Genomic DNA, 11,723 nt, shown 5'->3' with positions numbered 1-11,723 from the left:
GAAGAGCGTAAATCATGACTCACAATAGAAAATAATTGATCCTTGGTGGCATTGAGCTCGTCCAGTTTTTCTTTTTGGGTAAGGATTATTTTTGCATTTTTTACTTTTTGAGCATACGCATAAACACCACCTATAAAAAGCAATAACATACCCAGTGCAGAAAAAAACATGGTATTACGTTGTGTGTCTTTTAGTTTATTCTCTACTTTAAGTACTGATATTTGTTTTTGTTTTTGTGCTACGGCATATTTTTTTTCGAAGTCTGCGAGTGCCCAAACTTTGTTTTGGTTGTTGAGAGAGTCTTTCCATTGTTCTGATTCTTTTCTATAGACTAAGGCTTGTTTGTAGTTACCTCTGTTTTCTTCGACAACTGCCATATTTAATGAAGCATTTTTTTTTCTCCCATAATCATTTGTTTTTCTTGATAAAATATAGGCTTTTTCAAAATAAGGAATGGCTTGTGAATCTTTGTATTGTAGATAATATAAATTAGCAATATCCATATATAATGAAATCAAAGATGCTGTTTTTTTTTCTTTTTCTTGTAATTCAAGACTTTTAAAAAAATATTCTTCGGCTTTAGGAAATTGATTAAGATGCAAATAACAAACACCTAAATTTTGATAAATGATACTTGTTTCGTATTCCTTTATGTTTGGGACTGAAATCTTTTCAACCTCTTTAAAGTAATAAATTGCTTTGTTAAATTCTTTTAATTCTAATAAAATTTCTCCTAAATCTTTATTGACTAGTGAATAGAATATGAATTTTTTATTGACTAAATTTAACTCCGATTTAGCTTCTTTGAATAGTTTTTTTTCTCTAAAACAACTTCCTCTAAAATAATGACAATAATCAACGAGTTCTTTGTTACTACTAGAACTCAATTGTTTCATGGAATAAACTAAAGTTGAATCATAGTCATGTTTAATGAAAAAGGTCTGTGCCTTATTGAAGTTGAGCTCATTTCTAAATTCCGTAGCTTTTTTCTGAAGTGTTTTGCTGAAAAAAGTATTAGGCAATTGCTCTTGGGAAAAAAGAAATAAAGGGTTGATTAAATATAATGAAAATAGAAATAGTTTGAATTTGGTCATTTCAAATAATTTGTTAGTTTTAATCTATTGCTATTTAATAAAATACATCGTTTAATTAATGTTTAGAGAATCAAACGATGTAAAAAGTGTTTCTTTGTAAGTAATTTAAATTCTATAATTAATGACCTACATCTGTTACAGTCCCTCTAGAAGTTTCAGGATCAACATCTCTTAGGTAAGAAGTAACAGTAGAGATGTATCCAACACCTTCAGAAGTATAGTCTAATTCTATGTACCAAACATCTAAACTTTTTGGAGCTTCTTCTGAAAAATCGTAATCAAAATACAACTGTAAGGAACCGCCAAGTACTATGGGATCAGCTTCTACAAAAGGTTGTACTGTGTTTGCTGAGTCTATGTATAAGGTAGCTCTTATTTTTAAGGTTAAAACGTTGTTGGCATCAGTATATAATTTTGCCGAAATAAAAGGGGCTACTGGGTATTCAACATTTCCTGTTTGTTCGAATGTAAATGGAACGCTGTTAATTTTTGTAACTTGAATAATAGGATAGGCCATACTTGTTTTTTTATAGGTTAATAGTTATTAAATTTTCGGGTTAAAGATATTTTTTTTCTTTGGATAAAATGTAAAATTTTTATTGTTTTTTGTGTTTTGTTTATAGTATTCGTTTGATAATGTGTTAAATAGTGTTTTTTTTTATTTATGGTTATAGTTTAATGCTATTATTTAATGTCATTGGGTTAAGAAGTAAGGGTTGATTCAAATAGAATTGTTGAACTACTCGTAGAGGTCTTTTATTGGAGAAAAAGTCTTTTAATGATGTTTCAAGTATAAATTACTCAAAAAAATAATTAATGCCCTATGATACATTATGATTTTAATAATGAGAAATAGGGCAGAAATAAGATGTTAATGCAGTATGTTTTGATAATTAAAAAAAGCTTATCGCATCAGTAAAGGTGATGAATGAGCTAAAAGTAAATTTAAAGTTTATAAGTTATACCAGATTGAATTGATAAGCTGTAAGGTTTTTGAGTATTGTCCTCATTTAACATTGTTAGATAATATTTAAAAGAAGGGTTTAAATCTATTTGTATTTTTTCGGTTAATTTATATCCAAATCCTATACCTAAATTATATGAAAGACACGATTTTGAGACATTTTTGGCGTCTCCAATGTTTATTTTGTTTGTGCTGTTTGATGAAAGATAAAGGTTGTTTTCGTCTAATACCATCAGACTAAATCCGGTAAAGATGTCAATAGTTATAGGATTGTCATCTTTTTTTATAGCGTAATTAAATTCTAATGGCATTTCGTAATATGATAATTTAAGATCTAAATCAACCTGGTTTGAATTTTCGAATGTGTCAGTAATGATGTTATTGATGTAATTGGTAGGTAATTGGTTTTTGTTTAATCTAGATGATATTTTTAAATTAATTTTTGAAAATCCAGCTCGAAATCCTAATTTACTGTGCATGGTTTTGAAATAAAAACCATAATTAGATATGATAGGGTGACTTTGGGATATGTTAGGAATTCTAGAATCAATCATTGTTTGGTTTGATAATGAGCCAAAAATTGAGGGACCGTAAAATGCAGAAATAAAATATTCTTGCTCGGTTTTTTTCGGAGTAATATGATTATTTTTTTTGGGTTCTCGTTTTAAAGCTGGTTTTTTCTTTGATTTTGAAACAATTGTGTCTGTTTTGATTGCGTTTGTTTTTTCTATTGTTGATTCTGGTTTGGTATCTATATCTCTTTTAAGAATTTGTGCAATATTATTTTTAATAGTATCGGTTGCTTTATTGTTGAATTTAATAGGTTTTTTGTCGGTTGCTTTGTCATTGGTTTTAATAGGTTTTTTATTGGTTGCTTTATTGGTTGCTTTATTGGTTGCTTTATTGGTTGCTTTATTGGTTGCTTTATTGGTTGCTTTATTGGTTGCTTTATTGGTTGCTTTATTGCTGATTTTAATAGGTTTTTTATAGGATTTATTTAATGATATTTTATTTGGTTTTGATGTGTTTTTATTACTTTTTTTGATGATAGTTTTATTTTTTAGTATAATTATTTTGTATTTTTTGACAACTTCATATTCAGTATAATTTTCGGTATTTGCTATGAGTGTAGTTGATTCTTTGATTAGTTTTATATTTTGATGGTTATATACTGTTATAGGTTTGGTTGTTTGTTTTTCTTTTTTACTGAATTATTTTTTAAAGAGTCTGATTTTGAAATCGTATTTTGTGTATTTGTGTCCTCTGTATTTATTTGACTTTGTTGTGATTTTCTATTTTTATCAGATTGGAATTGATTAGAAATTAATAAAACTGAAAATATACCTACAGACATTAAAATAGGAATTAACCAGAATAGAATTCTTTTTTTTCTTTTTTTATTTAAATCAGACTCAATTATTGACCATAAATCATCACTTGGCATTTTTTCCAAATTTGTTAATTTATTTCTGAATGCTTCTCCTATTTCAGTTTTATTTTGCATTGTTTTCGTAATTATAGAGTGCTTTTTTTGATTCTATTTTGTTCTTTAAAATTTGTTTTGCCCTATGAAGATTTGATTTTGACGTGTTTTCGGTTATTGATAACATAGTCGCAATTTCTTGATGTGAATAATCGTCTAGTTCATATAAATTAAAAACTAATCTGTATTGATGAGGTAATTCTTGAATTAAGGATAGGATATAATCAAGCGAGAAATCTATTTCATCTTCGTTTACAGTAGTATCTTGCAGGAAGTCATTATTTATTGTGGTTAATAAGCAAGATTTTTTATATCTATCGATAGCTTTGTTGATTGTTATTCTTTTTATCCAACCTTCAAAGCTTCCTTTTCCTTTAAATTTTTTTATATTGGTGAATATTTCAATGAATGCATCATGAAGATTATCTTCGGCTTCTGAGTTATTATGACAATACTTTAAACTTAAGGCGAAAAGAATTTTGTTGTATAAGAGGTAGAGTTCTTCTTGAGATTTTCTATTTTGCTTGATACAGCCTTTTATTAGTTGATCTAGATTCAAATATTTTTTTTTATCAGTTCTTAAATGTAATAATAAATTTTCAGGTTGAGTTTGGATATTCGGAATCTAATTTTTTAAAGAATATAGTTTTTTCATAATCATTATGACTTAGTTTCTTAATAGTCTATGATTGGTCAAAAAGGTTGCGTTGAATATGTCAAAAAACGAAAAACCCCGTTTCATGTGAATGAAATGGGGTTTTCTTTATAAATAAACCTTTAGTAAACTAAGATTGGATTACTCTTTTTTCTCCTCACGTGGAGGTCTTTGTAAAAGTGCTTTTCTAGATACTTTTTCTTTTCTAGTTTTTGGATCAACACCAAGGTATTTCACCATAAATACATCTCCCATGTTGACTACATCGGTAACGTTTTCTGTACGTTCCCAAGCTAGTTCAGATACGTGAAGTAATACTTCATTTCCTGGAGCGGCAGTATATTCTACAACTGCACCAAAATCAAGCATTTTGATTACTTTAACTTCGTATGCTTCTCCCATTTGTGGTTTGAAAGTGATAGATTGGATTTTTGCCAATACCGCTTCAATTCCAGCAGGATCTGTACCCAAAATTTCGATAACACCTTCTTCGTTTACTTCGTTGATTACGATAGTAGTTCCAGTAGCTTTTTGTAATTCTTGAATTACTTTTCCACCAGGTCCGATTAATGCACCGATAAAGTTTCCAGGAATAGTTCTGGTGATGATTTTAGGAGAGTGTGCTTTAACATCTGCATTTGGTTTTGCAAGAGTTTCAAGTAATTTTCCTAAAATATGTAAACGTCCGTCACGGGCTTGAGCCAAAGCCTGCTCCATGATCTCGTATTTCAAACCATCAATTTTGATGTCCATTTGACAAGCTGTAATACCTTCTGAAGTTCCGGTTACCTTGAAATCCATATCTCCTAAATGATCTTCATCACCTAAGATATCAGATAAAACTGCAAAACGATCACCATCAGTAATCAATCCCATTGCAATTCCAGAAACTGGACGAATCATTTGAATACCAGCATCCATTAAAGCTAGTGTTCCAGCACAAACGGTAGCCATAGAAGACGAACCATTTGATTCCAATACCTCAGAAACAATTCTGATAGTATATGGATTTTCAGCAGGAATCATATTTTTTAACGCTCTTTGCGCCAAGTTTCCGTGTCCAACTTCTCTTCTTGAAGTTCCTCTTAACGGACGAGCTTCTCCTGTAGAAAATGGTGGAAAGTTATAGTGTAGGTAGAACTTTTCTTCTCCTTGTTCAGATGGTGAATCAATTTGGTTAGCTTCTCTTGATGTTCCTAAAGTTGCTGTTGCCAAAGCTTGAGTTTCTCCACGTGTAAACAATGCAGAACCGTGAACAGATGGTAAATAATCTACTTCACACCAGATTGGTCTGATTTCTGTAGTTTTTCTTCCGTCAAGACGAGTTCCTAAATCTAAAGTTACATTACGAACAGCTTCTTTATTGGTTTTGTAGAAGTATTTAGAAACTAAATCTCCATTTTCTGCCAATTCTTCTTCTGTAAACAATGCTTTTACTTCTTCTTTTACAGCATCAAATGCAGCAGAACGTTCGTGTTTAGCTGAACCAACTTTAGCAATGTTGTAAATTTTATCATAAGCAGCTGCTTTTACTTTTGCATAAATAGCATCGTCAGTTTTTTCAGTTTCATAAGTACGAACTTCTTTTTTTCCAAAAGCAATTGCTAATCTTTCCTGAGCGGCAATTTGTACTTTAATATGTTCGTGAGCAAATTTAATTGCTTCTAACATTTCAGCTTCTGAGATTTCTTTCATTTCTCCTTCTACCATTGCGATAGAATCTGTTGAAGCTCCAATCATCATGTCGATGTCAGACAATTCTAATTGTGCGCGAGATGGATTGATGATGAATTTACCGTCAATTCTTCCAACTCTAGCTTCAGAAATTAAAGTTTCAAAAGGAATGTCAGACAATGCAAGTGCTGCCGAAGCTGCTAATCCTGCTAATGCATCCGGCATAACTTCTTCGTCATGAGACATTAACTGAATCATAACTTGAACTTCTGCGTGATAATCACTTGGGAAAAGTGGACGTAAAACACGGTCAACTAATCTCATTGTTAACACTTCGCTATCACTTGGACGAGCTTCTCTTTTGAAGAAACCTCCAGGGAAGCGACCTGCTGCTGCAAATTTTTCACGATAATCTACCGTTAATGGTAAAAAATCAATACCTGGACTTGCTTTTCTTGCGGATACAACTGTTCCTAAAATAACAGTTTTTCCAATTCTTACTACTACAGAACCGTCTGCTTGTTTAGCTAAACGTCCTGTCTCGATTGTGATGCTTCTTCCATCACCTAAATCGATTTTTTCTACAAATAATTGTGGAATCATAAATTTTTTCCTTATTGGTTATACAATGGGTCTTAGTTGTGTTGTTAGTTGTAGTTGTTGCGTAGTTAATGCCTAAAACCCAATGAAAAACCAAACTTTTTTTAATGTAAATATCATTTTTAAAATTGATATCGAATTGAAGAATCTAAAATATAACTTCTAAACTCTAAAATAAAAAAGAGGCACTCTCGCACCTCTTTTATATATTGATTATTTTCTAATACCCAATACTTTGATAATCTCACGATATCTGTTGATCTCTGTTTTCTTCAAGTAATCCAACAAAGCTCTTCTTTTACCTACTAATAGTACCAATGAACGCTCTGTGTTGAAATCATGACGATTTTTTTTCAAGTGCTCAGTAAGGTGGCTAATTCTGTAAGTGAATAACGCGATTTGACCTTCTGCAGATCCTGTGTTTTCTGCTTTTCCTCCGTGTTTAGCGAAGATTTCTTCTTTAATCTCTTTAGTTAAATACATTCGAATATTATTTAATGATTTTTATGTATGTCTTACAGCTATTATAAGACGGGTGCAAAGGTAGAAAATAATTATGAATTATAAATTATGAATTATAAATAATTTTGGAGTCTTAATATAATAGACTCTTTAAGTTTTAATACAACTTTGCAATCTCTGTATTGACAAACTCAAGGAAGCGTTCATCTTCTTCTGTAAAAGGATCAATTACATGGCTGTCAATGTCTATTTGGCCTATGTTTTTGCCATTTACAAAAAGGGGAACCACGATTTCAGATTTTACGGTAAAACTGCAGGCGATATAGTTATCTTGCGCGCTTACATCTGGAACAACAAAATTATTGTTAGAAACTGCCACTTGCCCACAAATTCCTTTTCCAAAAGGAATAACGGTATGGTCTGTTTCGGCACCTACGTAAGGACCTAGATGAAGTGTTTTGGCTTCATGATTAGCAAAATAAAAACCTACCCAGTTGTAGTAGGAAATAGAATCGCTCAAAAGTTGACAAACTGCTAAAAGTTTTTCGTCTCTTGAAAGTGTAGTATTTGATGTAATTTCGGTTACTTTGGGCTTTAATTCTTGAAAAGTCATGTTCTGTTATTTTTTACAAAAGTATTTAAAGCCAATTTTAAAAATTGTATAAATTTGTTAAAAATTTAATTTTGAAAAAATACTTCGTCCAGTACAAACCTTTTTTGTTGTTTTTAGCCAGTTTTTTTGGTTGCTATATTTTGCTTACAGGAGTCTATCAGTATTATCTAAATTCCTTTGGGAATGGTAATGTAGACTCAATTACACAGGTAGTAGCCCATAATGCTGAAAAAATAATTTCGTGGTTTTTTATGCGTGTGCAAGCTGAAAGTGTTATCAATGAGCCTTTTGTTAGATTGTATTTTCAAAATAAATATATTCTTCGGATAGTGGAAGGGTGCAACGCAATCAGTGTAATTATTTTATTTATTTCTTTTATTGTAGCATTTTCAGGGAGCTTAAAAAATACATTGCTTTTCATTTTTGGTGGGAGCCTGATAATTTATATTCTGAATGTTTTTCGTATTGCTGCCTTGGCCATTTTACTTTATTATTATCCTGAATATTCACATATATCGCATGGTGTTATTTTTCCATTGATCATATATGGATTGGTTTTTATTTTATGGTTTATTTGGGTCAATAAATTCTCAAAGTATGCTAAATAAATTACTTCGCCATAAGTGGAATGTTTTTATTGCAATCTTATTGTTGTCATTATTGGTGGCCGTTAGAGCATTCGAAAGCCAATTGTTTTATGATCCTTTTTTGATCTATTTTGAAGGGGATTATATAAAATTGCCTTTGCCGGAATTTGATGGTTTGAAATTGTTTTTTGGGCTTTCTTTTCGTTTTTTTCTCAATACCATACTTTCTTTGGGGATTATTTATGCTCTCTTTAAGGACAGGGGAATGATTTTGTTTGTTTCCATTTTGTATCTTCTATTGTTTGTTGTTTTAATTTTGGCTTTCTTTAGTATTGTTCATTTTTTTAAAAATCAAGAAAATCTATTGCTGTTTTATGTACGACGTTTTTTGATTCAACCTTTGTTTTTAATTCTCTTTTTACCAGCTTTTTATTACCAAAAGCTAAAGGATTGATTCTTCTTTTTTCTTATCTTTAATGAAGATTTTAAAGAATGAATTGTCAAATTTATTAAAGATGAAAATTGTAAAACATTCCGGAGACATTGTTGAATTTAACCGTTCAAAATTAAAACGATCTTTACTAAAATCGGGTGCTTCTCCTTCTATGGTTGACGATGTTTTACAATTGATTGAAAAAGAGGTTTACGAAGGTATTTCTACCAAGCATATCTATAAAATGGCTTTCGGACTTCTTAAAAAAACTTCCAATTCGAATGCCGCACGATATAATTTAAGAGAGGCGATTCGATTGTTGGGGCCTACAGGTTTTTTTTTCGAAAAATTTATTGCCCGACTTTTTTCTTCAGAGCATTATGAAACCAAAGTTAATATGATTTTGTGGGGTAAATGCGTTTCACATGAAATTGATGTTTTGCTAAAAAGTAACGATGTTATAACTATGGTGGAGTGTAAATTTCATATGGGGAGAGACGCCACTACAGATGTGAAAGTGCCGATGTATATTTTGTCGCGATTCAATGATTTGAAAGAGAAAAAGCATGAAATATTTTCTAGAAATGATACTATTTCTAAATGTTGGATTGTTAGTAATAATCGATTTACTACCGATGCAGTTGATTTTGCAAAATGTTCAGGTCTTAATTTACTGTGTTGGGATTACCCTAAAGGCAATAATTTAAAAAATAAAATTGACAGCCGTCAATTGTATCCCATAACTTGTTTGACAACATTAACCCTTTCGGAAAAAGAAAAATTATTGATTTTGGATATTCTTTTGGTTCAGGAGATTGTCAATAATAGAGAAGATTTAGAAAAAATAGGATTGAGCCCCAATCGAATAAAAAATGTAATTAAAGAAGCATCAGAGTTGTGCCGATTTATATAGTTTTTTAAGTGACTAATTTGCTAAGATTTCGGTTTTAAAAGATGTAAATTGTTTTTTCTAAACTTAGGAATTTTGGTTTTTAGTGACTTAACATCTTTTTTTACAATTAATCTAAATTGAAGTAAAATGAAAATCACATGCATTGGCGGAGTAGGAACGGTTACAGGGTCCAAAACTTTGGTAGAAAGTAACGGCATTCGAATTTTGATTGACTGCGGACAATTTCAAGGATTAAAACCTTTGCGTGAGCTCAATTGGGAGCCCTTACCAATTTTGCCTTCGACTATAGATTTTGTGTTGCTGACCCACGGTCATTTGGATCATTGTGGTTGGCTACCAAGATTAGTAAATCAAGGTTTTGATGGTAAAATATATTGTACGAGCCCAACGAAGGATGTTGCTAAGCTGATACTTTTGGACAGTGCTAAAATTCAGGAGGAAGATGCGAGAATAGCCAATGAAGGGAAATTTTCAAAACATGAAATTGCAGAACCGCTTTATACAGTAGCTCAAGCCGAAAAAGTTTTCCCCCATTTTAGAGTGATTAATCCAAATGAGAGTGTTGCATTAGATGCAGAAATTGAAGCAGTTTTTACCAATGCGGGACATATTCTCGGTGCATGTACAATTGAACTTCGTCTTGAAAATAAAGTGGTTGTCTTTTCTGGTGATATTGGACGGGATAATGATGTGTTAATGTTTCCGCCTACAAAACCCAAAAAAGCAGATTATGTTTTTCTTGAAAGTACTTACGGCAATCGACTTCATCCAGAAACAGACCCAAAAGTAGATCTCGAAATGTATATTAATAATACGATTCAAAACGGTGGAACAGTTATAATTCCGAGTTTCGCAGTTGAGCGATCCCAAAGCATAATGTATTTACTTTGGCAATTGAAGGAAGAAGGCAAGATTCCAAATATTCCTTATATTATTGATACTCCCATGGGAATAAGCATGTTGCAACTTTTTGTAAATAACAGAAAATGGCATCGTTTGCACCAAGATGAGTTTACCGCAATGTGCAAAATGTTTACGCTGATTTCAGATTACCAAGAAACGATAGACACCATTTATAATAAACAGCCGAAAGTGGTGATTGCCGCAAGTGGTATGGTTACTGGGGGGAGGGTTTTAAGCTATTTAGAGCGATATATAGGATTGCCTGAAACCACTGTGATTATAATTGGTTACCAAGGAGAAGGTACCCGAGGAAGAAAATTGTTGGAAGGTGCAACTGATATAAAAATACATGGAAGATATTATCAAGTAAAAGCCAAAGTGGTTGAAATTGAAAGTCTGTCGGCTCATGGTGACCAAAAAGATTTAATCAATTGGCTTTCGGACTTGAAAGAGAAACCCAAAAAAGTGTTTTTGGTACATGGTGAAAATGAGCCTGCCGATGAATTAAGAATCAAAATTCAAGAAAAATATGGTTTTGAGTGCATTGTTCCTTTGATGGGGCAGGAATTTGAATTATAGTTTTGGTTTTAACCTGAGTTTAATCAGTTGATTTTGGAGCAGAACGATTTGGTATTTTTGGTAATATCGTCCCGCTATCCGTTTCAGTTTTTTTTGAGCCGAAGAAAAATCGACTCAAAAAAGGATTTTTACTTCACACGAGCGAAGCGAACTGGCGAAGCAATCGGGGCTAAAGAGGTAATATTTTGCTTTTTTGCCATCATCCAAAAAGGAAAAATACTAATATATTCAAGCTCATTTTTTTACTCAGTATCTCAGAAAATTAGAGTATTAGTAGCTTTTTAAAAATTTTAACAAGAATTTGATTTTTTAGGCTGATAATAATGCTAATTTTGCAGCATGCAATTCAAAAGATACATAAGTATATTTCTAGCGGTTCTATTATTGGTTTCCAATGTAGGTCTGGCTTTTAATGTACATTATTGTGGTGGAGAAATATCTTCTGTTTCATTGAATTCTACTTTGCCATCATTGCAAAGTGAAAAAGGTTGTTGCGAAAAAAAAGTTGTCAGTAAAAAAGACAGATGTTGCAAGGACAAAAAAATCCTCTTTCAGAAAAAAGTAGATAATGGAATTGTTAAGTCTTTTTCTTTTCAGTTCGATTATGTTTTTTTAGCTCCAGAATTTCATACTGTTGTATTTAAAGCTGTACCTAGTTTTAAAAACAATCAATCTCTTACCTATTATTGCGATGCCAATGCGCCGCCACTTTTCAAGCTGTACAGCCAATACCTCCTTTACGATAAATTGTAATGTTTAATTG

At 31.6% G+C, this 11,723-nt stretch carries 14 protein-coding genes; 6 read left to right on the top strand and 8 right to left on the bottom strand.

The features are described 5' to 3' along the window. The 3 genes from AC1DY0_RS06470 to AC1DY0_RS06460 form a co-directional block, all read right to left on the bottom strand. Positions 1-1,094, bottom strand: a 1,094-nt coding sequence (locus AC1DY0_RS06470; protein WP_477187817.1) for a tetratricopeptide repeat protein, incomplete at its 3' end; no start/stop codon positions are given. A gap of 118 nt (positions 1,095-1,212) precedes the next feature. Next, entirely contained in the window at positions 1,213-1,611 is a 399-nt protein-coding gene (locus AC1DY0_RS06465; protein ID WP_477187816.1) for a hypothetical protein, read from the bottom strand. A gap of 428 nt (positions 1,612-2,039) precedes the next feature. Further along, a complete protein-coding gene (locus AC1DY0_RS06460) occupies positions 2,040-2,612 on the bottom strand; it encodes an outer membrane beta-barrel protein (protein WP_477187815.1) in 573 nt (190 codons plus the stop codon). Positions 2,613-2,709: 97 nt separating this feature from the next. On the opposite strand from AC1DY0_RS06460, the gene AC1DY0_RS06455 reads away from it, so the two are divergent. Then, positions 2,710-3,048 carry a hypothetical protein gene (locus AC1DY0_RS06455; RefSeq protein ID WP_477187814.1) on the top strand — a complete coding sequence of 113 codons (339 nt, stop codon included), beginning with the start codon at positions 2,710-2,712 and terminating at the stop codon, positions 3,046-3,048. A 184-nt stretch (positions 3,049-3,232) separates the two neighbouring features. Here the strand turns inward: AC1DY0_RS06455 and AC1DY0_RS06450 are convergent, their stop codons facing one another. The 5 genes from AC1DY0_RS06450 to AC1DY0_RS06430 all read right to left on the bottom strand — a co-directional run bounded on the left by AC1DY0_RS06450 (position 3,233) and on the right by AC1DY0_RS06430 (position 7,545). Next, positions 3,233-3,562 (bottom strand): hypothetical protein, encoded by a 330-nt coding sequence (locus AC1DY0_RS06450; protein ID WP_477187813.1) that lies wholly within the window; start codon positions 3,560-3,562, stop codon positions 3,233-3,235. Then, on the bottom strand, positions 3,552-4,100 hold the full coding sequence (locus AC1DY0_RS06445; protein ID WP_477187812.1) for an RNA polymerase sigma factor: 549 nt from the start codon (positions 4,098-4,100) through the stop codon (positions 3,552-3,554). Before AC1DY0_RS06445 ends, AC1DY0_RS06450 begins: the two co-directional genes overlap by 11 nt. Positions 4,101-4,337: 237 nt before the next feature. Then, on the bottom strand, positions 4,338-6,473 hold the full coding sequence (locus tag AC1DY0_RS06440) for a polyribonucleotide nucleotidyltransferase (protein ID WP_477187811.1): 2,136 nt from the start codon (positions 6,471-6,473) through the stop codon (positions 4,338-4,340). 210 nt (positions 6,474-6,683) lie between these two features. Continuing rightward, positions 6,684-6,953: a 30S ribosomal protein S15 gene (gene rpsO, locus AC1DY0_RS06435; protein WP_077374687.1), complete on the bottom strand. Its 270-nt coding sequence runs from the start codon at positions 6,951-6,953 to the stop codon at positions 6,684-6,686. Positions 6,954-7,089: 136 nt separating this feature from the next. Next, positions 7,090-7,545: a GAF domain-containing protein gene (locus AC1DY0_RS06430; protein WP_477187810.1), complete on the bottom strand. Its 456-nt coding sequence runs from the start codon at positions 7,543-7,545 to the stop codon at positions 7,090-7,092. A gap of 71 nt (positions 7,546-7,616) precedes the next feature. On the opposite strand from AC1DY0_RS06430, the gene xrtF reads away from it, so the two are divergent. The 5 genes from xrtF (at position 7,617) to AC1DY0_RS06405 (ending at position 11,713) form a co-directional block, all read left to right on the top strand. Continuing rightward, positions 7,617-8,153, top strand: coding sequence for an exosortase family protein XrtF (xrtF, locus tag AC1DY0_RS06425; protein ID WP_477187809.1), 537 nt, complete (start codon positions 7,617-7,619; stop codon positions 8,151-8,153). Next, complete coding sequence (locus AC1DY0_RS06420; protein ID WP_477187808.1) at positions 8,143-8,586, top strand: exosortase F system-associated membrane protein; 444 nt, start codon at positions 8,143-8,145, stop codon at positions 8,584-8,586. The genes xrtF and AC1DY0_RS06420 overlap by 11 nt, the downstream gene beginning before the upstream one ends. A gap of 61 nt (positions 8,587-8,647) precedes the next feature. Continuing rightward, positions 8,648-9,478 (top strand): ATP cone domain-containing protein, encoded by an 831-nt coding sequence (locus tag AC1DY0_RS06415; RefSeq protein WP_477187807.1) that lies wholly within the window; start codon positions 8,648-8,650, stop codon positions 9,476-9,478. A gap of 126 nt (positions 9,479-9,604) precedes the next feature. Next, positions 9,605-10,960: an MBL fold metallo-hydrolase RNA specificity domain-containing protein gene (locus tag AC1DY0_RS06410; RefSeq protein ID WP_477187806.1), complete on the top strand. Its 1,356-nt coding sequence runs from the start codon at positions 9,605-9,607 to the stop codon at positions 10,958-10,960. A gap of 339 nt (positions 10,961-11,299) precedes the next feature. Then, on the top strand, positions 11,300-11,713 hold the full coding sequence (locus AC1DY0_RS06405) for an HYC_CC_PP family protein (RefSeq protein ID WP_477187805.1): 414 nt from the start codon (positions 11,300-11,302) through the stop codon (positions 11,711-11,713). Positions 11,714-11,723 lie beyond the last annotated feature (10 nt).

It is taken from the genome of Flavobacterium sp. P1_E4, assembly GCF_056405915.1.
This window is presented reverse-complemented; position numbering and strand designations above follow the sequence as displayed.

Coding starts and splice junctions, on each gene's coding strand:
- AC1DY0_RS06465 (WP_477187816.1), bottom strand. CDS start 1,611: ATGGCCTATCCTATTATTCAAGTTACAAAAATTAACAGCGTTCCATTT.
- AC1DY0_RS06460 (WP_477187815.1), bottom strand. CDS start 2,612: ATGATTGATTCTAGAATTCCTAACATATCCCAAAGTCACCCTATCATA.
- AC1DY0_RS06450 (WP_477187813.1), bottom strand. CDS start 3,562: ATGCAAAATAAAACTGAAATAGGAGAAGCATTCAGAAATAAATTAACA.
- AC1DY0_RS06440 (WP_477187811.1), bottom strand. CDS start 6,473: ATGATTCCACAATTATTTGTAGAAAAAATCGATTTAGGTGATGGAAGA.
- rpsO (WP_077374687.1), bottom strand. CDS start 6,953: ATGTATTTAACTAAAGAGATTAAAGAAGAAATCTTCGCTAAACACGGA.
- AC1DY0_RS06430 (WP_477187810.1), bottom strand. CDS start 7,545: ATGACTTTTCAAGAATTAAAGCCCAAAGTAACCGAAATTACATCAAAT.
- AC1DY0_RS06420 (WP_477187808.1), top strand. CDS start 8,143: ATGCTAAATAAATTACTTCGCCATAAGTGGAATGTTTTTATTGCAATC.
- AC1DY0_RS06415 (WP_477187807.1), top strand. CDS start 8,648: ATGAAAATTGTAAAACATTCCGGAGACATTGTTGAATTTAACCGTTCA.
- AC1DY0_RS06410 (WP_477187806.1), top strand. CDS start 9,605: ATGAAAATCACATGCATTGGCGGAGTAGGAACGGTTACAGGGTCCAAA.
- AC1DY0_RS06405 (WP_477187805.1), top strand. CDS start 11,300: ATGCAATTCAAAAGATACATAAGTATATTTCTAGCGGTTCTATTATTG.